Annotated in this window: 2 protein-coding genes; both read left to right on the top strand. The window is 50.5% G+C overall.

Going from position 1 to position 1,654, the window contains the following annotated elements:
* Positions 1-203 (top strand): hypothetical protein (locus E1958_RS21035; protein WP_208108627.1); only part of this gene is annotated, 203 nt, incomplete at its 5' end.
* A 298-nt stretch (positions 204-501) separates the two neighbouring features.
* Positions 502-1,654 (top strand): hypothetical protein (locus tag E1958_RS19455; protein ID WP_133513345.1); only part of this gene is annotated, 1,153 nt, incomplete at its 3' end.

Below are 1,654 nucleotides of genomic sequence, written 5' to 3'. Positions count from 1 at the left end.
TCGAGAGGGCCTGTCGGGGGTCCGGGCCGGGGCTCTCGGGGTCCGGACTGGCCCGCCACTATCACGGCCAGGGCCGCCGGGCGGGTGATAAGGACCACCGCGGGCTTGCGCTGGCCCGCCCGAGGATGGGCAAAGCAAGCGCTGATCAGGCTGACTTCAAGGTCCGGTTATGCCACAGAAGTTTCCAGGCCACGACGGCTTGATCGGTTGCACCAAGCGCCGCGTGCCCATCGATGATGGGCACCAGACGGCAGGCAGAGGGCGTACCCAATCAGGTCCCTCGCTGCGCTCGGGATGACAAGCACCTTGGGCACGACAAGCACCTTGGGCACGGGCTATCCTAGCGCCTCGTTTCATCAAAATTTCCCTGTCATCTCGACCGAAGGGAGAGATCTTTTTAGCTTGACAAGTATCCCCAGCACACAAGATTTCTCGCTTCGCTCGAAATGACAACAAGCAGAATTTTATGAAATGACCTGCCTCATGTAAATAGGAAAAAGAATGAACATCCTAACTTCAGCAGCCCTCTCCTTTATACTTCGCACAGCAGTGCTAACATCGCTGCTGTTCCTCTCCGTGCATGCTCATACCGTAACTTACGCTTCCGTTCGCACACAATGTGCGTATTTTCCCGGACCGTTTGCGAGCGTAAGTGCGGCAGCAATTAATCCACCTTTTTCTGCAAAATCATGGATTGTCGATGAATTCGGAAATTCAGTCATTGAATATCCGGTTTCACGAGGTAACAGTATTTATGGTGGTGATTTGGCACAATATCCAGATTTGTATGTTAGAGCGGATTGTGATTATTTTGCTTTTTCTGGTGACTACGATTTCACACTTTCACAACTTGAATCGATCGCGGATCTTTTGCCGCAATTAGAATATCCAACCTATATAGATACAGATATACAACCGTTCATGCTCATTACACCGACGACAGATGTGCGCTACCGGATCTGGCGAGACGGAATTGGAACTTCAGACCAACGTATGCGCTATGCAAACGACGCCGTCTCTTATTATTTCCCTGATAGCGTCTACAAACCGATATCTGCACACTCTGTGACTAATGTCACAAACTCAAATAGTTACCGCGCCTACAGCCACATGTTCAGCTCTCTGGCTGATCGACACGCATCGTTGGATATTTCTGTGATCAGTGAAATTTTCGCTGGATTAATAACTGATAAGCTTGACGAAAAGGGATTAGAATCGATTGCCATTGCGTTGGATCCTAACGCACCTGGAATTCTCAGAAATACCGACTTTTCATCTGGTCTCCAAGACTGGTTTGTTATTCGCGAGCCATCTACGGTGATTGGCAGCATAGCTACTCCGTATTCTACGGATGCCTCGACCCGTCGGTTGGTGATCTCCGATTTCAGCTCAACGAGAACCGATGCTGATCCGACTCCATTTCTGGGCGCTGTTCAGGATGTCAGTATCCCGCCCAATGTATCGGTTTCCGATCTGTATTTGCGGACCGACTATACGAAGCTGGCAGGTGGTTCTGGCGCATTTGGAACAGAGTTTGGCGAGTCTGGTCTCGCTGGGATCATGGTGCAGTTTTACACCATGGATCGGGAGATTCTGGGGACAATCCTGCTCGCCAACTTTCAAGATGCCGGCCCTTTAGTCAATATCCCGTTTC

Source organism: Candidatus Thiosymbion oneisti (assembly GCF_004359955.1).
Lineage (GTDB): Bacteria > Pseudomonadota > Gammaproteobacteria > Chromatiales > Chromatiaceae > Thiosymbion > Thiosymbion oneisti.
This window is presented reverse-complemented; position numbering and strand designations above follow the sequence as displayed.